Annotated in this window: 19 protein-coding genes; 9 read left to right on the forward strand and 10 right to left on the reverse strand. The window is 66.5% G+C overall.

The window, feature by feature from the left end:
• The first annotated feature begins 68 nt into the window (after positions 1 to 68).
• Complete coding sequence (locus ACWETB_RS19200) at positions 69 to 821, forward strand: DsbA family protein (protein WP_348805575.1); 753 nt, start codon at positions 69 to 71, stop codon at positions 819 to 821.
• Positions 822 to 858: 37 nt separating this feature from the next.
• Positions 859 to 1,533, forward strand: coding sequence for a vitamin K epoxide reductase family protein (locus ACWETB_RS19205; RefSeq protein ID WP_452212953.1), 675 nt, complete (start codon positions 859 to 861; stop codon positions 1,531 to 1,533).
• 153 nt (positions 1,534 to 1,686) lie between these two features.
• Here ACWETB_RS19205 and ACWETB_RS19210 read toward each other — a convergent pair whose 3' ends face one another.
• The 4 genes from ACWETB_RS19210 to mftE all read right to left on the reverse strand — a co-directional run bounded on the left by ACWETB_RS19210 (position 1,687) and on the right by mftE (position 7,044).
• Positions 1,687 to 3,318: an HNH endonuclease gene (locus tag ACWETB_RS19210; protein WP_452212955.1), complete on the reverse strand. Its 1,632-nt coding sequence runs from the start codon at positions 3,316 to 3,318 to the stop codon at positions 1,687 to 1,689.
• Positions 3,319 to 3,546: 228 nt separating this feature from the next.
• Positions 3,547 to 4,869 (reverse strand): mycofactocin system GMC family oxidoreductase MftG, encoded by a 1,323-nt coding sequence (mftG, locus tag ACWETB_RS19215; RefSeq protein WP_348805578.1) that lies wholly within the window; start codon positions 4,867 to 4,869, stop codon positions 3,547 to 3,549.
• Positions 4,870 to 4,879: 10 nt separating this feature from the next.
• Positions 4,880 to 6,334: a mycofactocin biosynthesis glycosyltransferase MftF gene (gene mftF / locus ACWETB_RS19220; protein ID WP_348809146.1), complete on the reverse strand. Its 1,455-nt coding sequence runs from the start codon at positions 6,332 to 6,334 to the stop codon at positions 4,880 to 4,882.
• Positions 6,331 to 7,044, reverse strand: a complete 714-nt coding sequence (gene mftE, locus ACWETB_RS19225; RefSeq protein ID WP_452212957.1) for a mycofactocin biosynthesis peptidyl-dipeptidase MftE — start codon at positions 7,042 to 7,044, stop codon at positions 6,331 to 6,333. Before mftE ends, mftF begins: the two co-directional genes overlap by 4 nt.
• Positions 7,045 to 7,215: 171 nt before the next feature.
• Between mftE and ACWETB_RS19230 the strand changes: the two genes are divergently transcribed.
• The 3 genes from ACWETB_RS19230 (at position 7,216) to ACWETB_RS19240 (ending at position 9,770) form a co-directional block, all read left to right on the forward strand.
• Entirely contained in the window at positions 7,216 to 8,328 is a 1,113-nt protein-coding gene (locus tag ACWETB_RS19230; RefSeq protein ID WP_348805581.1) for a CaiB/BaiF CoA transferase family protein, read from the forward strand.
• A gap of 47 nt (positions 8,329 to 8,375) precedes the next feature.
• On the forward strand, positions 8,376 to 9,191 hold the full coding sequence (locus tag ACWETB_RS19235) for a mycofactocin-coupled SDR family oxidoreductase (protein ID WP_348809145.1): 816 nt from the start codon (positions 8,376 to 8,378) through the stop codon (positions 9,189 to 9,191).
• 342 nt (positions 9,192 to 9,533) lie between these two features.
• A complete protein-coding gene (locus tag ACWETB_RS19240) occupies positions 9,534 to 9,770 on the forward strand; it encodes a hypothetical protein (protein WP_452212959.1) in 237 nt (78 codons plus the stop codon).
• A gap of 167 nt (positions 9,771 to 9,937) precedes the next feature.
• Here ACWETB_RS19240 and mftD read toward each other — a convergent pair whose 3' ends face one another.
• The 4 genes from mftD to mftA all read right to left on the reverse strand — a co-directional run bounded on the left by mftD (position 9,938) and on the right by mftA (position 13,063).
• Positions 9,938 to 11,140, reverse strand: coding sequence for a pre-mycofactocin synthase MftD (mftD, locus tag ACWETB_RS19245; RefSeq protein WP_348805584.1), 1,203 nt, complete (start codon positions 11,138 to 11,140; stop codon positions 9,938 to 9,940).
• Positions 11,141 to 11,232: 92 nt separating this feature from the next.
• Positions 11,233 to 12,510 carry a mycofactocin radical SAM maturase gene (mftC, locus tag ACWETB_RS19250; RefSeq protein WP_452212961.1) on the reverse strand — a complete coding sequence of 426 codons (1,278 nt, stop codon included), beginning with the start codon at positions 12,508 to 12,510 and terminating at the stop codon, positions 11,233 to 11,235.
• A gap of 59 nt (positions 12,511 to 12,569) precedes the next feature.
• Complete coding sequence (gene mftB / locus ACWETB_RS19255) at positions 12,570 to 12,941, reverse strand: mycofactocin biosynthesis chaperone MftB (protein ID WP_452212963.1); 372 nt, start codon at positions 12,939 to 12,941, stop codon at positions 12,570 to 12,572.
• Complete coding sequence (gene mftA, locus ACWETB_RS19260) at positions 12,941 to 13,063, reverse strand: mycofactocin precursor MftA (RefSeq protein WP_348805587.1); 123 nt, start codon at positions 13,061 to 13,063, stop codon at positions 12,941 to 12,943. Before mftA ends, mftB begins: the two co-directional genes overlap by 1 nt.
• 154 nt (positions 13,064 to 13,217) lie before the next feature.
• On the opposite strand from mftA, the gene mftR reads away from it, so the two are divergent.
• From mftR to ACWETB_RS19280, 4 genes are all read left to right on the forward strand, one after another.
• Positions 13,218 to 13,820: a mycofactocin system transcriptional regulator gene (mftR, locus tag ACWETB_RS19265; protein WP_452212966.1), complete on the forward strand. Its 603-nt coding sequence runs from the start codon at positions 13,218 to 13,220 to the stop codon at positions 13,818 to 13,820.
• A gap of 139 nt (positions 13,821 to 13,959) precedes the next feature.
• Positions 13,960 to 15,015 (forward strand): 2Fe-2S iron-sulfur cluster-binding protein, encoded by a 1,056-nt coding sequence (locus ACWETB_RS19270; protein ID WP_452212968.1) that lies wholly within the window; start codon positions 13,960 to 13,962, stop codon positions 15,013 to 15,015.
• A gap of 3 nt (positions 15,016 to 15,018) precedes the next feature.
• Positions 15,019 to 15,396 carry a DoxX family protein gene (locus ACWETB_RS19275; RefSeq protein ID WP_452212970.1) on the forward strand — a complete coding sequence of 126 codons (378 nt, stop codon included), beginning with the start codon at positions 15,019 to 15,021 and terminating at the stop codon, positions 15,394 to 15,396.
• A gap of 68 nt (positions 15,397 to 15,464) precedes the next feature.
• Entirely contained in the window at positions 15,465 to 16,820 is a 1,356-nt protein-coding gene (locus ACWETB_RS19280) for a ClC family H(+)/Cl(-) exchange transporter (protein WP_452212972.1), read from the forward strand.
• A gap of 141 nt (positions 16,821 to 16,961) precedes the next feature.
• On the opposite strand, the gene ACWETB_RS19285 is transcribed toward ACWETB_RS19280, so the two are convergent.
• On the reverse strand, positions 16,962 to 17,702 hold the full coding sequence (locus tag ACWETB_RS19285; protein ID WP_452212974.1) for a DNA alkylation repair protein: 741 nt from the start codon (positions 17,700 to 17,702) through the stop codon (positions 16,962 to 16,964).
• Positions 17,686 to 18,879, reverse strand: coding sequence for an NAD(P)/FAD-dependent oxidoreductase (locus ACWETB_RS19290; RefSeq protein ID WP_452212976.1), 1,194 nt, complete (start codon positions 18,877 to 18,879; stop codon positions 17,686 to 17,688). Before ACWETB_RS19290 ends, ACWETB_RS19285 begins: the two co-directional genes overlap by 17 nt.
• Positions 18,880 to 18,916 lie beyond the last annotated feature (37 nt).

The following is an 18,916-nucleotide window of genomic DNA, read 5'->3' on the forward strand; positions in this document are numbered from 1 at the left end:
AGACCTCGCGGCGAGATTCCGGGGTGCTGCGGCCGTGCGAACCGTTGACTTGGAGTGTGAGGGAACCCGTGGCAGACAAACGTCGGAAGCCAGTCGTCGACCCACGAGCCGCCGAGCGTCGGCGCTCGCTGTTCATGCGGATCGGGGCCGTGGTGGCGATCATCGTCGTCGCGGCCGTCGTCGCCGTCTCCATCCTGTGGTCCAACGGGAAGATTTTCAGTGACGACAGTTCGGTCGCCGCCGGTACCCCGCCGACGGTCACCACCGACGGGGCCTTCCGCATCACCACCGCTCCGGCCGGTACCACCCCCAAGGCGGTCGTGGAGATCCTCGAGGACTTCCAGTGCCCGGTGTGCAAGCAGTTTGAATCCGTGTTCGGCGACGCGCTCACCCAGCTGAAGTCCAATCCGAACGTCGCGATCGACTATCGGCCGGTCGCCATCCTCGACCGGATGTCGTCGACGAACTACTCGACCCGCGCGGCGAACGCGTCGGCGTGTGTGGCCGAATCGACCGGCGGCGCCAACAACTTCGAGGTGTGGCTGAAATTCCACTCCCTGCTCTATGAGAACCAGCCCGCCGAGAACGGTTCCGGCCTCACCGATGACCAGTTGGCGTCCTACGCCACCGAAGCCGGTGCGCAGAATGTCAAGGACTGCATCACGCGCGGTGACTACGAGGACTGGGTCACCCAAGAGACCAAGGACTCTGGTGTCACCGGAACACCGACCGTGAAGATCAACGGGCAGGACTTCAACATCCAACAGGGCCCCGAGGCCTTCGTGGCAGCGGTTAATGCCGCTGCCGGCTCCCAGCAGTAGGACCCAGCCCAGCAGCAGGATCGAACGAAACGACATCATGGCCGGCATCACATCTGAGACCGAACCCGACAAGGCGCTCGACGCGGACTCCCTCGAATCCGATGACAGCACCGACGATTCGACCGACGACCGATCGTGGTGGCTGCAACGTCCCGACGTTTCCCCCGCCACCGGCATCGCCGTGCTGGTGCTCGGGATCATCGGGTTCATCGCGTCGGCGACGCTGACGATCGAACGCATTGAGCTGCTGATCAATCCGTCGTACCGCCCGAGTTGCAGTATCAATCCGGTGTTGTCGTGCGGTTCGGTGATGGTGACGCCGCAGGCCCGGCTGTTCGGCTTCCCGAACCCGCTGATCGGTATCGCGGCGTTCTCGGTGATCATCGTCACCGGTGTCCTCGCGACGGGTCGCGTGTCGTTGCCCCGGTGGTACTGGCTGGGGCAAACCATCGGCCTGGCACTGGGTTTCGTCTTCGTCAACTGGCTGGCGTTCGAGAGTCTGTACCGGATCAACGCGCTGTGCCCGTACTGCATGGTGGTCTGGACCGTCACGCCGATCCTGCTGATCCTCTCGGCCGGACGACTCCTCGGAGATTCTTACCGCGCCCGCGACATTCGCGGCTGGCTCTGGGTGCTACTTCCCCTCTGGTACGCAATCGTCATCGTGGCCATCGGAATTCAGTTCTGGGATTACTGGTCCACACTCATCTGAGCCGACCGAGTCGCGAGGAGCCCCAGGGCCTTGCGTGAGCCCCGGCGCCTTGCGTTGAGCTCCGTCGAAACGACGATCCTCGAGACCACGCAACGTGGAGCTGGGAACTGGTTGCAGCGCAGCATCACCCGACGGCAGACCGAAGCCGGCCGCCTACCGCGGATAGGTGGTGATGGTTTCCCCGGAGACGGGGTCGCGCCAGATGACCGCCCGATCGGCGAGCATGGTGGGGATCAACAAGCCCATGTGTTTGCGTTGGTGGTCCGGGGTGCACAGCGGCATCAGGTTGAATTCCACCGTCCAGCCACCGGTGATCGGATCCTGGTGCACGAATTTCACCAGGTGATCGATCTGGCAGTCACTGGCCGGCCGACCGCACTGCGGATACCGGCAGGTGCCATCCAACTCGATGATCTTCTCCCGCAACCACGCTGGTATCCGATACGTCAACGCACCCGGCGGCGGGAGGAAATATCCGCCGTGCCCGGACGGGTCGACCGGTGCCGCGGGGAACGGATCGTCGAGACGACGCCACGCCGCCGGTATCCGATCCAGCGAGGTGGCGGTGCTGACGGTGGGTATGTCCAGGGTGGGAAACTCGGTGACGGTCACCAACTGTCCCGAACCGATCAACGACCTGGCATGAGCTTCGTCCACCACGCCGAAGTACTCCAACCGGGCTTCCCGCTGCCCGGACGGGTCGGTGATCAACGACAGCGACAACTGCAAATCGTTTTCGGGTTCGGTGTCGGTGTCGGTGTCGGATTCGGTGTTGGGGTGCGCCTCGACGGTATCCGTTGCCGCACCGTCAGCGTCGCCGTCGGTGACCGTCTCGGGAGCGTCGGTCGTCTCGGGTTCGGTGATCTCGTCAGGCTCACCGCACTCGGTTTCGACATCGTCGAACAGATCAGCCGCGTCGTCGTCGGGGTCGATGTCGCGGTCGGTCAGACCACAGGGCTCATCCGGCAACGGGACCGCCCGCGAGCAGTTACCCCGCCCGCATTCACACGACAGGTACGCACCGGGTAGGCCCTGGATTTCGGCGAACGCCGCGACCTGCACCTGACCGCGGCGACGCGGATCACGCGGGCAGATCCGCTCACTGATCATCTGTGCGATCCGCGCCGCCAGATGCGCACCCACCTCCCCCGGTGCGTACACCGAGATACTGCAATGCCCGTTGGTGTCCCGACGGACCCGCACGTTCTGATCACGCGCGGCGGCCTCCTCCCGACGGTCGGCGGCACCGTCGGGATCCAGCGCGATCACCATCTCGGCGACCTGATCCCGCAATGTCGTATCCGCCTGATTACGTCCAGCGAGTTGCAGTGCGCGGGTTTCGGCGAACGCGCGCACATCGTCATCGGACAGCACGACGATCTCGTCGGCGATGATGCGGATACGCTCCAACGACTGGTCACCGGCCAAGAAGGCGGCGGTCACCGTCGGGAGCGTCGACAGCAGGAAGCTCAGCGTCATCCACGCGGTGGCTTGCGGCACCGACACACCCAGCGCGGTCGAGACCTTGCCGGTGGCGGCTTTGTCGACGGCACCGGTGGTGTGCACGTTGGTCATGTGGCCCGAGAGCAGCATCTCGTCGTACACGGCATGCCCGATCCGCGCTGCCGACAACACCTTCCGGGCGATCACCTGTCGTTCCTGGCGTTGCAGGGATCGGGCCAGAGCGGTGGCCGTCTCGGCGGGGAGGTGATCGATCATGGCCGCGTCGTCGGCGGTCATCGACAGTTCCGGCGCGGTAGTCGTGCGAATTGTGGTGTCGGCCATGATGTTCACCCCCTTGATCGATCGCTCCAACTGAACTGACTCAAGTGTAACGACGACCACCGACAACCTTCTCCGCGCGGAATCTGGTGGGGGTGAACGCTGTCGGCTATATCGCGCGTGGGTTCGGTTGGGGGTGGCCAGGTTTCGTCGTCGGCCTGCGGAGGTCTCGACACGGTCCTCCGCTATCGCTCCGGACCGGCTCGACCAGCTGGCGGGTCGGCGAGAGCGTCAGCCCGCTGCGAGCAGATCACCGATCCGGCAAGCCATCATCATGATCGTGGCGTGCGGGCCACTGCGTCCGGGACTCGGCAGGATCGAACCGTCGACGATGCGCAGGCCCTTCACGCCCTGCACACCGCCCAACCAGTCGACCGCATCGCCCATAGGCATACTCCCCCAGGCGTGTTGGGAGGTACGGACCACCGGGTCGATGACGATCGACCCGGGGTCGACGAGATCGTCGAACTCCTTGGAGGACAACATATCCACCACGTCGTCGGCGACCGACCACATCCGGGCCGCGTCGTCGGTCAACGGCGGGTCGAGGATCACCTCGACGCCGCCGCCGGACGCGGTGACCACCGAACCGGTACCGCTGTGAAGCATGGAGCAGACTCCGACCACCGGTCGCCCACCCCGACCACCGGTCACATAGCGATCGAAATCGTCAGAATAACAGCGGATTTCGATTCCGGATTCGGTATGAACGACGGTCTGTAGCAGCGGTGTCAGGTCCTCGGCATCGGTGCGCCCGTAGCCGACGAGCACCTCGCGGTGCTCACCGATCCGCGCGCTGTCGCCGACACCGAACACCTGCGGTTGCGATCGCAGCAGCAGCCCGGCAGTACCCAACGTACCGGCGCACAGGATCACTTCGTCACATCGCACCGCCTCCCCACCGACGCGGACGCCGATGATTCGTCGACCACTGACCGCGAGGTCCTCGACATGCGCATCCGTCCGGACAGTCAGGTTCGGCCGGCCGATCGCGGCACGCAGGTACGCCTCCGCCGCTGTCATCCTCAGCCCGTCGACCTGATTGCCGAGTACCCGGTTCAGGCCGACGATCGGCCAGCGCTGCACCGGATCTCGCGTCGGTACCCGCGATGCCCAATATCGCTCGAAAGCCCGTGCCGCCGCACTGAGCTCCCCGTCGGCGGCCGGACGGACCGACATTCTGCCACCGGGATCATCGAGTTCCCGGTAGGCCGCTTCCACCTCGGCGAGGCCCCATCCGCTCGGCCAGGACGCGAAATCGGTGTCGTGCCACCGCAGAAAGTAGCCCCCGTTGACCACCGACGACCCGCCGAGCCCACGCCCGCGCACCACCACGTGGCCCAATGCCTCCGGAAGTGTTGTCGCGTAGATCGAGTCGGCCCCGATGGGCAGTCGCCGCAGATCCCGGATGGAGTCATCGGGCCAACCGGGCCCCTGCTCGAGAAGCAGCACCGAGCGGGCTCCGTCGCGACTGAGTTTGTCGGCCAACACGCAACCCGCGCTGCCCGCACCGACGATGACGACGTCGACGGTCGAGGGCACGCGCTCGGTCACCCCGGTCACCTCACCGGGTGACGATGGGCCGCAACGCTCCCAGATCCCGCTCGCGCACAACGCCTTCCCACAAACCGGTGCCATACGCGAGGTCGTCGAGACGACGGCACACCAGGTAACCGATCGGACCCATCGCCGGCGCGGCCCCGGGTTCGGCAATCACCGACCGAATCCACTCGACGACCCCCTCGACGACGGCCACCTCGATGACGAGAGCCCGGAAACGCTTGGAGATCAACGCCAGCACCAGCGCCACCGGCCAGTAGTGGCGACAGATCGCACCCGCGGCCTGCAAGAGCCCGAACCCGGCGGCGCGGCCGGTCATCTGCGCGGCGGCCACCGGCGCATCGGGAAGATCGCCGAGCCGCGTCCGCAGCCGGTAGGCCACCCGGGTCAACACCAGGAACGCGATCGCCAGACCCACCTTGGTCCGGGACAGCAGCGCACCGACGGCCACCGCCATCGAGGCGGTCATCACCATCGGAGCCGCGGTGCTTCCGTGCCGCTGCGCGAGGAACGCCGCTCCCGTTCCGTAGAACCGGCGACGCGACAGGACCTGCCGCATACTCGTCCGGTGATCATGCGCAACCCGCGCGACGGGATCGTATCGGATGCGCCAGCCCGCCTCGTGTAGTCGCCAGCACAGGTCGACGTCCTCAGCCACCCGCAGCTTCTCGTCGAATCCGCAGAAAGCGTTGCGCCGCACGATCATCGCCGCACTCGGAACGTAGGGCACCGGGGTTCCGGGAACCACCGCGGCCTCACCGGGACCCATGTCGAGTGACGAATATCGGTTCTCGTAGCGTTCGGCCAGCGACGGACGCCGACGCATCGTCGGCCCGTCCTCACGCCCGGACAGCCCGACGATGCGTGGTGCCGCCAGCGCCACCAGCGGATCGGAGAAATGCGCCATCAGCATCATCAGCCACTCGGGTTCGGGCACGACATCCGAATCGAGGAAGGCGACGAACTCGGTCTGCGCCGCGGCCGCTCCGGCATTGCGCGCCGCGGCCGGACCACGATTGCGGTCGAACCGGATGACCTGCACGAGCGGACCGGACGCGACAATCGGTTCGGCCGACCCGTCGTCAACGACGATCACGCGCCGACCGTCCACCGCCGCTACCAGTCTGTCCACACCGGACTGGTTGTCGCGCACCGGGATCACGATGGTGACATCGTCGACGCACGGACCCGCCATCGGCCGTGGATGAGCGATCCCCGCCTCGAGCAGGGTGCGGGAGAGGCGACGGGTGGCCGGGTCACAGACCTCGATGCGGCCGTAGCCGGAGGTCATCCCCAACGCGGCGTCGCTGAGCCGCATCATCCGTGTGGGCGATCCGCCGACCAGGAAACGAAGGTCACCGCCCCTGGCGCAACGCATGTCGATCTGCACCTGGAATCCATCCGGCAGACCGGAATCCTGCGCCCGGATTGTGGCCGTGGTCGATTCGACGGTGGTCACCGCAGCCGCCCCCCGTCATCGACGGTCCATTCGGTCAACGCCCGGGCGAGGTCGCCGATCGCGTGATCGAGCAGAAGCGCGCCCGCCTCGGCCGACGACGACGACGCGTCGCCGAGAATCCCGTTGGCACTCACCGCCGAGACCCCGCCGGTGCGCAGCGCGTCCATCAGGGTGGCCATCGGTTCCCGATTGCCCACCTCGAGCCGATCCGAGCGCACCACATCGGGTGAAAGATGAAGCAGGACCGAGGTTTCGGTGTGACCCGCATGCGCGTCAGCGTCCGGGAACATACACGGATACCACGCCACATCCCGGGCCTCGTACCGTAACCGTGCGACCGCCGTGGTCAATGTGGGCACATTCCCTCCGTGTCCGTTGACGAAGGCGATCCGCTGCGCCCACCGGCATGCGCTGCGCCCGTACTCCAGCAGCACTGCGCCCAGCGCCTCCGCGCCCAGCGAGATGGTGCCGGCGAATCCCTCGTGCTCACCGCTGGCCCCGTAGGGAATTGCCGGAGCACAGGAGTAGGGAGCGTCGGTTGCCAGACGCCCGTGCGCACCGGATGCCACCGCCACCGCGATGCGGGTGTCGGTGTCGAGCGGAAGATGCGGTCCGTGTTGCTCGAATGAGCCCACCGGTACCAGTACGGTCATCGCCGAGTCGGTCAGTTCCGGCCACACGTATCGCCCCAACGTCGCCGGTCGCACCATTCGGCCAAGTTTAGTGCGCAAAGCGCCCAGGGGTAACCGGTCGGCGGGTATTTCCCTCACCGATTCCCGACGCCGCCGACCCGCTTGCCGAGCGATCGGTCGGTTGTGGAATCCTGGACGGCATCGCCGTGACACCCGCCACATATGGGTGCCAGATCAGGGAGGACCACCATGACCGGAGAATCCGCATCCACCAGCGGTAAGAGCGGACCGCTCAGCCGTGTTCGCGTGATCGAATTCGCGGGCATCGGCCCCGGCCCGCATGCCGCGATGCTGCTGTCGGACCTCGGTGCAGACGTGATCCGCGTGCAACGCCCCGGCTCCCTGCCGCGTGAGGGAGCCTCGGCCGACGCACTGCTGCGCGGCCGTCGGGTCGTCGAGGCCAACCTCAAGGACTCCGCCGACCACGAGACCATCCTGAATCTCATCCGCAAGGCCGATGTGATCCTCGAGGGCTTCCGCCCCGGCGTGATGGAACGCCTCGGCTTCGGACCGGACGCCCTCGCAGAGGTCAATCCCGGCCTGGTCTATGGCCGCATGACCGGCTGGGGGCAGGACGGGCCGCGCGCCGAACTCGCCGGCCACGACATCAACTACATCTCGCTGACCGGCATGCTGCACGCCGTCGGCCGTCGCGGGGAACGTCCGGTTCCCCCGCTGAACCTCGTCGGCGACTTCGGCGGCGGGTCGATGTTCCTCGTCCTCGGGGTGCTCTCGGCACTCATCGAACGCCAGACCTCCGGTAAGGGACAGGTCGTCGACGCCGCCATGGTCGACGGCGCTTCCGTTCTCGGACAGATGATGTGGGCGTTCCGTGGCACCGGACTGTGGTCGGATGAGCGCGGCGTGAACATGCTCGACACCGGCGCGCCTTACTACGACGTGTATGAGACCTCCGACGGCAAGTACATGGCGGTCGGTGCGCTCGAACCGCAGTTCTATGCCGCGTTCATCAACGGTCTCGGCCTGGCCGACGCCGATCTTCCGGCCCAGAGCGACATCTCCCACTGGGACACTCTCCGCAAGACCTTCACCGCCGCCTTCGCATCGCGCACCCGCGACGAATGGACCAAGGTCTTCGAGGGCACCGATGCCTGCGTGTCCCCGGTGCTGACCTTCACCGAAGCGCCCGACGATCCGCACATGGCCGCGCGCGCGAACCTCGTCGAGATCGACGGCGTCACCCAGGCGCAGGTCGCCCCGCGCTTCTCCCGCACCTCCCCCGAGACGCCGACCGGTCCGGCCCGCGAGGCCACCGACCCGGCGACGGTCTGGAACGACTGAGAGAATACCGACCCTGCCGTCGAACTAGAACGTGTTACAGTTTTTGCATGGGACAGTTCGACGGCAAGGTCGTCTACATCACCGGGATCGCACGTGGTCAGGGACGCAACCACGCACTGCGATTTGCACGCGAAGGTGCCTCGATCATCGGCCTCGACATCGCCGCACCGGTCGCCGATCACATCACCTACCCGCCGGCCACCGCCGACGACCTCGCCGAGACCATCCGCCTCGTCGAAGAGGCCGGCGGTAAAATCCTTGCCCGCCAAGGCGATACCCGTGACCTGGCCTTCCAGCAGGAGTTGGTCGCCGACGGCGTCCGGCAGTTCGGCGGCCTCGACCACGTGATCGCCAACGCCGGCATCCTCTCCTGGGGACTCACCTGGGAACTGTCCGAGCAGGAATTCACCGATGTCCTCGACGTCAACGTGACCGGCACCTGGAAGACGTTGCGCGCCACCATCCCCGCCCTCCTCGACACCGACGCCGACAACCGCTCCATCGTCATCATCGCCTCGGTCGCGGGCCTCAAGGCGATGCCGGTGCAGGCGGCCTACTCGGCGTCGAAGTACGCCCTCACCGGACTGGCTCAGACGACCGCGAAGGAACTCGCACCGCGACGGATCCGCGTCAACTCGATCCACCCCTACGCGGTGAACACGCCGATGGGAGTCGCCGACAGCTCGGCGATGAAGATCTTCGACATGGGTGAGTACACACGGTATTTCGTCTCGATGATGGACCACTTCCCGGTGGCCTCCCTCGACGACATCTCCGACGCCGTGCTCTACCTGACCTCGCCCCAGGCCCGCGCCGTCACCGGCTCCCAATTTCAGATCGACATGGGTAATTCCAAGGTCTGACCACGGTGTAGTCCGGTCGGCTGAAATCGCTGCGACCACCGCGAAACGGGCACGCCCACGGCTGATTCGCACCTTACGATCGCCGCATGACCTCCCCCGGGCCCGCCGGTCGACCCGAACCACATCAGCGGGCGGTACCGGCACCGCCCGCAGCGCCGTGGCGCCCGTCATCGCCGCCGCCTCCACCCCCACCCCGACCGGGGCACCACCAGATGCCCGGATACCCTGGGCCACAACAGTTCATGAATCCCGGTGCGGGACTGCCACCCTTGAGCCCGGCGCCGCAGCCTGCGTGGACTCAGCCGAGCACGTCTCTTCCGCCGGGACCTCCCCCGCCACCCCATGGATTCGGCCGAACGCTCGTGCCCCGAGGAGTCGGCATTCCGTGCGCAACACCGGGAGTACGAGGCGGAGGGACTCGATGGGCTCGACCTGGACGTCGAGGTTCTCAGCGTGGACATCCGATCCGATCACGCCTACAGCGTGATCGAACGGGACTACAACGGAGAACGAGTCGAAGCCGACAGCGAAGCACGCCAACTGCCCGACGGATCGTGGTGTCTGATCGATCTCGACTGAATACGCTGCCGCCCAACAGTACTCGGCACCATCCCGAGCAAGGGGACGAAGCGCTCAATGACCACAAACGTCCCCGTCAGCGACCCTGAACGGACAGTTCCGAACAGAATCCCTGTCGGGGACGGTTGTGGGCATCTCACTGAGAGCCAGGGCTCTCCGAACGGATCTCAGGCCTCGCCGTAGGACCGTTCGAAGCCCTCCGGGATGATCAGATCATCGCGCGACAGCTCGTGAACACTCTTGCGTCCCAAGCCCATCAGGACTCCGTCGAGTCCCATGCGCAGCAGGTCGAGCACGTTCTCGACGCCCGGCTGTCCGTTCGCGGCCAGACCCCACAGGTAGGCGCGTCCGATCATCACCGCACGAGCGCCGAGGGCGAGCGCCTTGGCGACGTCGCTACCGCGGCGGATACCACCGTCGAGCAGCACTTCGATGTCATGGCCGACGGCGTCGGCGATCGGGCCGAGCACCCGGATGGTGGCCGGTGTGCCATCCAGGTTGTTGCCGCCGTGATTGGACACCGACAGCGCCGAGGCGCCGATGTCGACCGCACGCTTGGCGTCGTCGAGGCGCGTGATGCCCTTGACCATGAACGGGCCATCCCACTGCTCCCGCAACCACTTCAGGTCCTCCCAGGTGGGCGGTGCGGTGTTCATCCATTCGTAGTACGCACCGAAGAAGGTCGGTCCGGCGGTGCCGACGGTCGGCGGCAGGTTGGGTGCGGTCAGATCGGGAATGATGATCTTGCCATCGCGAATCCAGTCCAGCGCATACCGCGGCTTCGTCGCGATCTCCGGGGCGAGCCGCAGCAGCGCCTTGAAGTCGACCTTCTCCGGGATCTCCGGGCTGCCCCAGTCACGACCGATGTTGAACACCCAGTCGGTGGTGACGATGAGTCCCTTGGCACCGGCCGCCTTGGCGCGCTCCACGCGGGCGAGGATGTCGTCGCGGCTACCGAGCCAGTAGATCTGGAAGAAGATCTTGTCGTTGACCGCCGTCACCTCCTCGATGGGATGGCTGGCGAAACTCGACAGTCCCATCGCGGTTCCGCGAGCGGCCGCGGCGCGGGCGACGGCCACCTCACCGTCGGGGTCGACGGCCTGCACGCCGGTCGGCGAGATCATCACCGGAAACGAGAGCTCTTGCCCCATCACGGTTGTCGTCATCTCACGGTCGGGCTGGACACCGACGACGTGCGGTGCGAAGCCGAGTTCCTTGAAGGCGTCGGTGTTGTCGTTGACGGTCACCCCGGCCTGGGTGCCGGCGACCAGTGACGAGTACACCGACTTGGGCAGCCGCTTCTTCGCGCGGCGCTGCGCCTCGGTGACGGTTTCGAACCAGGGATTACGGGCCCAGGGATTGGTGACCATTGTTCTTGTTCCTACCTATTTCATCTCATGAGCAGCCACCACCGACTCGCCCGGCGTGCGTGCCGGGCGAGCGGTGATCCACCGCGTGGGTACTACAGCGAGAAGCCCGCCAACGGGTTCTCATCACAGCTCTTCGAGGGCGGCCCACCGATCGGGGTCATCTCCCCGTCCGGTCGCCGGGTCATCAGGGTGAGGGGTGTTCCTCGCGAATGGTCCTTGTTTGCAGTGGGTTTGGTGCGTTCACCGGCGAGCAACTGCTCGCCGTAGCCCTGCACACACTCCGGGTCGGGGCCGGCCAGGGGCAGACCGGTGAAGAACTTCGCGGCCATACAGCCGCCACGGCAGGCGTCGAAGTGTGCGCACTTGGTGCACGCGCCGGCGTTCTGCGGTTCACGCAGTTCGAGGAACAGATCCGATTGCTGCCAGATCTGCTGGAATCCGCCGTCGGTGGCGATGTTGCCCGCCAGGAAGTTCTCGTGGATGGCGAACGGGCAGGCGTAGACGTCACCGACCGGGTCGATCAGGCAGACCACGCGACCGGCACCGCACAGGTTCAGTCCGGGCAGGCCGCCACCGCCGGACCCGCCGAAGGCCGACAGGTGGAAGAAGGAGTCACCGGTGAGCACGTTATCTCCGTGCGCGACAAGCCAATTGTAGAGTTCGAGCTGCTGTTCCGGCAGCGGGTGCAGATCGTCCCACACGTCGGCGCCGCGGCCCGACGGGCGCAGCCGGGTGATCCGCAGGGTGGCGTTGTAGCGATCGGCGAGCGCCTTGAACTCGTCGAGTTGGGCGACGTTCTGCCGCGTCATCACCACCGAGATCTTGGCGTCACGGAAGCCCGCCTCGCTCAGGTTCTCCAGCGCACGGACGGCCATGTCGAAGGAGCCCGGGCCGCGCACCGCGTCGTTCACCTCGGCGGTGGCACCGTCCAGGGAGATCTGCACGTCGACGTAGTCCGAGGCCGCCAGCCGCGCCGCCACCTCTTTGTTGATTCGTAAACCGTTGGTGGAGAACTTGACTCCCACCTGATGACTGGTCGCGTAGTCGACCAGTTCCCAGAAGTCCGGCCGCACCGTCGGCTCGCCGCCACCGATGTTGACGTAGAAGACCTGCATCCGCTGCAGCTCGTCGATGATGGCCTTGCACTGTTCGGTCGACAGTTCCCGCGGGTCACGTTTACCCGACGACGACAGGCAGTGCACACACGCGAGGTTGCACGCGTAGGTGAGCTCCCAGGTCAGACAGATCGGGGCGTCGAGACCCTTCTCGAACTGGTCGACGAGGCGCCCGACCTTGGGCGGAGCCGACTCCGCCACCGGGGCGACGCTGGCGAGTCCGGTTGCGGTGGGCGGCATCTCGAGTGTGGTCATGCGGGTCTCCTCGGGCTTTTCAGGAGCGGTATGTGGACGGTGCGGATCTGCGGTGCGCCTCAGCGGCGGACGATCATCCCGGAATCGGCAAGGGCCGACAGCGCCTGCAGATACAGCGGCCGCTCGGCGGTACCGATACCGGCCGCGACGAATGCCTGCTCGGCGGAGTCGTGCGCAGCCAACGACTGCACGATCCCGACGACGGTGAGGTTTTTCAGGAATGACAGCTTGCGCGTCCCGAAGTGATAGAGGAGCGCACCGAAGGGTTCCGGGCGCAGCGCCACCTTGGGATTGAGCTCCCAGGCGGCACCGACGTCGAAGGACAGTGCCTTGCGGATGGTGGTGGGGGCGGGGGCCGGGGAGTCGCGCCGGTCACCGGCGATCGCATCGGAGCGATCGCCGGCAACCGGAGCCGATGTCGGGGTGGACATCAGTAGACCCCGCACATCCCGTCGATCGAGACCTCTTCGACGAGGGACTCACCCACGAGCTCGGTGTCGACGTCGGCGGGAACCGACAAGTCCTGAGCTGCCTTGGCTGCCTGATCGGCCATGATCCAAACCTCCTAGTTATCGGGTAGTGATGTGGATCACCGACCACTATAATGGCACCGAGTGCAGAATTGCACCCCCTGACGAAAAGCTAGCCAGGTGGACAGGTGCAATCCGGAACGAAAGGGCGCCCATGACCAGCACGAGTTCGCCCCGATGACAGCCAATACCGACGCGGCGGCACCGGGCCGGCGACCGTCGACGAGTCGCGCGCAGATCAGCGCCACCGCCATCGATCTCTTCACCACCATCGGATTCGAGGAGACCAGCGTCGAGGACATCGCCGACGCCGCCGGCATCGCCCGTCGCACCCTGTTCCGCTACTTCCCGTCGAAGAATGCGATCGCCTGGGGCGACTTCGACGCCCACCTCGACGAGCTGCGCCACCTGCTCGCCGACATTCCCGACGATCTGCCCATCGCCGACGCGGTGACGCGCGCCCTCGTCGCCTTCAACACGGTGCCCCCGCAGGGCGCCGACAGTCACCGTCGGCGCATGCAGTTACTCCTCGGGGTACCCAGCCTGCAGGCACATTCGATGCTCATGTACGCCGATTGGCGGCACGTCATCGCCGAGTTCTGTGCGCATCGACTCGGCCTCGACGAGGCCGACCATCTACCGCAGACGATCGGCTGGATGTGCCTGGGCACCGCTCTGGCCGCGTATGAGCAGTGGCTCGCCGATCCGGATTCCGACCTGGAATCGCTGATCCGCACAGGCTGCGAGGTCCTTGCGAACGGCGTCGCGGCGCTGCACTGATGCCAACGCCATCACCCCCACTACCCTGAAACCCGATCGCCGGCGCCGATGTCGACAGCCCGGCATCTAGGCTAGGCTCAAATTAGAACGTGTTCTATTTTTCATAGACACCCCTGACGACGCCAGGAGAGGCTCGGATATGACCGAACTGACACCCCACGGCTCTCGGAGTGTGATCCTCACCGTGGCCGAGGTCATCGACGAGACGCGCGATGCCCGATCGATCGTCTTCGAGATCCCCGACACCGCCAAGGAAGCGTTCACCGAGTACAAGGCCGGCCAGTTTTTGACCCTGCGCATCCCCAGCGACCGGACCGGTTCCGTGGCGCGATGCTACTCACTGGCCTCCTCCCCGGTCGGCGGCGAACCGCCCAAGGTGACCGTCAAGCGCACCGCCGACGGATACGGCTCGAACTGGGTCTGCGACAACCTCTCCGCCGGTTCCCAGGTGGAGGTGCTCCCGCCCTCGGGGGTGTTCACCCCCCGTTCCTTCGACGAGCCTCTGCTGCTGATCGCCGCGGGCAGTGGCGTGACCCCGGTGATGTCGATCCTCAAGACCGCACTGCAGCACGGTTCGGAGCCGGTGGTGTTCTTCTATGCCAACCGCAGCGCCGACGACGTCATCTTCGCCGACGAACTGCGCGAACTGCAGACCATTCACCCCGACCGCCTGCTGATCATCCATTGGCTCGAGTCACTACAGGGCCTGCCCTCGGCGCAGACCCTGGCCACCGTGTTCGGCGCCTTCCACGGTCACAGTGCCTACATGTGCGGGCCCGGCCCGTTCATGGACGCGGTGCACGCCGGCCTGCACACCGCCGGATTCGCCCATCACGACGTCCACGCGGAGGTCTACAACTCGCTGTCGGGCGATCCGTTCGCCGACGTCGTCCTCGACGAGGTCAGCGACGAGGAACTCACCGACGCCGCGACGGTGGAGGTGGAACTCGACGGCGACACCCACGAACTGTCCTGGCCACGCAAACGCACCCTCATCGACATCATGCTCGAGGCCGGAATCGACGCCCCCTATTCCTGCCAGGAGGGTGAATGCGGTTCGTGCGCCTGCACTCTCATCGAGGGTACGGTCGAGATGGACAACGACGGAGCCCTCGACCCCGAGGACATCGAGGACGGCTACATCCTCGGCTGTCAGGCTCATCCCACCTCCGACCGACTGCGAATCGAGTTCTGACACATGATTTCTCGCCTCTCCCCCACGCAGCTCGCCCGCACCCTCGCCGGGATGCTGTTGACCATCGGCACGCTGCATTTTCTGGCGTCCAAGCCTTTCGACGAGATCATCCCCGAGGAGATCCCCGCCGATCCACGCATGCTGACCTATGCGTCCGGCGTTGCCGAGGTCGCACTCGGGGCCGCGTTGCTCGCCCCCGCGACCCGCAAACCGGCCGCGGCAGGCGCTGCCGCACTGTTCGTCGCGGTCTACCCGGCGAACATCAACATGGTGCGACTGTGGTGGGACAAGCCGGCGATCTACAAGGCGATCGCGATCTCACGTCTGCCACTGCAGTTCCCGATGATCGTGGCGGCGCTGAAGGTCTATCGGAACTCCTGACCCCAACGGCGTTAGGGTCGGAGGGTGTTCCACAACCGTGACCATACGCCCCCTGCCGATTCACGACGATGAGTTCCGCCGACGACCCCGACCTCACACCGGCCGACCCGGACACCCATGCCGGCGCGCGGGTACTCATCTGGTTGACCATCGTCGCGTCGGTGGCCGGTGCCATCACCGGATTCGTCGGCGGAGCCTTCCGGTGGTTGCTGGTGCGCGCCGACGAGATGCGCCTCGACATCGACGACTGGGCTCATCATCACGGCTTCGCGACCCTGTTGATCCCGGTGGCGATCTCGGCCGCGTCGGCCGCGGTCGCCACCGCGATCACCCGGTGGGAACCACGGGCCGCCGGCAGCGGTATCCAGCACGTGGAGGCCGTGGAGCGGGGTGAGGCGGAACCGCCGTCACCGCGGGTGGTGCCCGCGCGGTTCGTCGGCGGCCTGATCGCCATCGGCTGCGGCGGTCTGGTGCTCGGCCGGGAGGGCCCGACGGTGCACATGGGTGCCGCGATCGGCACGATCATGGGACGAGTCACGCGGTGCACCCGCGACGAGATCCGCGTGTTGCAGACGGTGTTGTCCGGTACCGGCCTCGCGGTGGCCTTCAACGCCCCCATCAGTGGCGCCCTGTTCTGCATCGAGGAGATCGCCAAGACCGTCAAACTGCGCTACGTCCTGTGGACGATGGCATCGGTGGCGGTCGGCACGGCGTGCAGCCGCGTCGTCGTCGGCAACCATCCCGATTTCACGGTTCCGGCGATCAGCACGCCGGCGTTGGCGTCGATCCCGGTGTTCGTCATCTTCGGCGCGATCGTCGGAGTCCTCGGAGTTGCCTACAATTGGCTGATTCGCGCCTGTCTCACCACATTTCAGGCCATCGATCGGGTTCCCGGACCGGCCAAGGCCGCGGTGGTCGGTGGCGTCGTCGGTGCGATGCTCATGATCAACCCCGACCTCGGCGGCGGTGGCGACGATCTGACCCAGACACTGTTCGGTGGTCACCGACTCGCGATCGGCGTGATCGTCCTCTACCTCGCGGTGCGGTTCTTCGCCGGCCCGGTCTCCTATTCGGCGGGCACCCCCGGCGGCATCTTCGCCCCGATGATCGCCCTCGGCGGACTCAGCGGATTGCTCGCCGCCCGCATCATCGACCTGTTCGCCCCCGGGTACGGACACGAGCTGACGATTCCACTGATGATCGTCGGGATGTCGACGCTGTTCACCGCGGTGGTGCGCGCCCCGTTCACCGGCGCGGTGCTGGTGATGGAGATGACCTCCACCACCAACATCGCGGTGGCCCTGCTCGCCGGTGGCGCCGCGGCGATGATCGTGTCGCAACTGCTGAACTCGCCACCCATCTACGACGATCTGCGGGAACGCATGCTGGCCCAATGGAAGGGCCGCGAAGACGAGGGCGTGTGAGCGACGACCGCGGGTTCGGTCGGTCGAGCCGCCCGCAGCGATGGCGGAGGGCGAGTCGAGACCACCGCTGGACGGCGCCGGGACCGAACCAGCACCGGCGCAAGGTGGGACCCGGCCCGAGCAGCGAAAGAGCGCGCTGGGCTACCGAAGCCCACGGTAGTGGGCACGAGTCGGTCGATCGAGATGCTCGATCGCGTAACCCAGTGCGGTGCGGCCCATCTGGGCGGCATGTGTGTCCAGGTAGTCGATGAGCAGGCGTGGATCGACGCGTTTGCCCATCTCCCGCAGCATCCAGCCGAAGGCCTTCTGGATCAGATCACGCCGATCGCCGATCACCAGCGGCGCGACCGCCAGCGTGGCCGAGGCATCCCCGTGTCGCAGGAAGGCCTGACCGCCGACGATGCCGGCGCGGCGCACCCAGAGCGGTTGCGCTGCCGCGGTATCCGTCAGCAGGGAGATGTCACCGATGCGCAGGCACCAGTGGCCGAGCACCGGTCCGGCCGCGACGTCGACCAGATCCCAGTTGTCGATCCGGCCGGCGTGCAGCGCCTCGAGATAGTCGGCAACCCACGCCCGGTGCTCGGCCGCATCGGCACGGGCGCAGGCGTCACCCATCATGATCAGGGCCAGGTGCCGGATCTCGTGGGTCGTCGAGGTGAGGAGTTCGGCAACCTCGCCGCGTGCGATCCCCCGGAAGCGCCGGGCGATCGCACGCAGGTCCGGTACCGACACTCCGAGGAACTCGTCGCCCTCGGCGTAACCGCCGGGCCCGGCCTGCAGGTACTTCGACATCTGTTGCGCACGTTGCGGATCGGCAATCCGGGTCACCGCGTCGACGGCGGCCGACGCGGTCAGCTCGCCCGGTTCAGAGGAGGTCGGCAACAGGTGTCGGCGTCTGCAGCCTGGGCCGCGACTTCATCACCGGTCCGGCCTTGCCGGCCCCCACCACGGCGGTCAGGATGCCGTCGCGGCTGTAGTAGGCGAGGAATTTGGTGCCGTCGTCGCTGACGATGTGCACGGTGTCGTCGGCACGTGGATGCCCGAGAACCTGGAACTTCACCGCGAACTGGTCGCTCCAGAAGTACGGCACCGCGCTGGTGATCGGTTCACCGGGTGTTCCGGTGATGTCACGGGCCGCCACCGACGCCTGTTCCACCGTGTGGTTCCAATGCTCGACTCGTGTCGGCTTCCCGTGCGCATCAAGCCAATTGGCGACGTCACCGATCGCCCAGACATCGGGTGCACTGGTCCGCCCGTTCTCGTCACAGGCGATTCCGCCGCCGTCCGAACGTCCGGCGAGCGCGATACCCGAACCCTCGAGGAAGTCGGTGACCGGAATCGACCCGATACCCACGACAACGATGTCGGCGGGCAGTTCGGTGCCATCGGCCAGGCGAACCCCGCGCACCCGGCCGTCGTCGGCGAGGATCTCCGCGACGCCCACTCCGAGGTGCACGTCGACGCCGTTGGCCGCGTGCATTCGGGTCACCAGATCACCGATCTCGGCGCCCAGCGACGCCGCGAGCGGTGTCGGTGCAGGCTCGACGAGCGCGACGGCGACACCCCGATCGGTCAGACTCGCCGCCACCTCACATCCGATGAATCCGGCACCGATCACCACCGCCGTGGTCGCGGCATCGATCTCACCGCGCAGGGCGTGGGCATCGTCGACGGTTCGCAACGTGTGGACACCCGCCAGGTTCTCCGCACCCGGGAACGCCCGGGGAATCAGCCCCGTGGCCAGCACCAGCGTGTCGTATCCGACGGTTTCACCGTCCACGGTGACCGTCTTGGCCCCCGGGTCGACCGCGGTCACCGGCGCGCCGAGCCGTAACGTGATGTTCGCGGATTCGTAGAACTCGTCGGGTTTGAGGTCGACGCGGTCGTCCTTGCCCAGCAGCACCGACTTCGACAGCGGCGGACGATCATAGGGCGCATACGGTTCGGCACCGATGAGGGTGATGGGGCCCTCGTAGCCGTCGTTACGCAGGTTCTCCGCCAACCGGATCGCACCCAAACCCGCGCCCACTACGACCACGCCATTGGTCTGTGCACTCATCGTCGTCGATGTCCTCTCAATGCGGCCACATCCTTCA

The organism is Gordonia sp. NPDC003950, from assembly GCF_053605205.1.